1 pseudogene is annotated in these 318 nt (G+C 43.4%); it reads right to left on the reverse strand.

What is annotated here, in order from left to right:
* A pseudogene (locus HMPREF3263_RS10450) lies at window positions 1-318 on the reverse strand (type VI secretion system tip protein VgrG); the annotation flags it as partial.

Raw genomic sequence — 318 nt, forward strand, 5'->3', positions numbered from 1 at the left:
ATTGCCTATATGGATTGTTTCATTGCGGCCAACTTGCTCCGTGCGGTCATGCCCCACTTGGGTCGTTTCATCATGTTTCACAATATGATTGAGGTCTTTCTCTGCATGAATAAAGACTTCTTCACGTCCCATTTCATCTTCAAAACGCAACTCATTAAAACCATTGCCTTTATGGGTTTTGGATTTAATCGTCATGCGAGTTTTATGTTTGGGAAGCTCGTAAGGGGGCTCTGTGGTACTATGATAAGTACGCCCTACCACAATTGGTTGGTCCGGGTCACCATTTAAGAATTTCACCAACACTTCATGGCCAATTCG

The organism is Haemophilus sp. HMSC61B11 (assembly GCF_001838615.1).
In the GTDB taxonomy this organism is placed as follows: domain Bacteria; phylum Pseudomonadota; class Gammaproteobacteria; order Enterobacterales; family Pasteurellaceae; genus Haemophilus_D; species Haemophilus_D parainfluenzae_AD.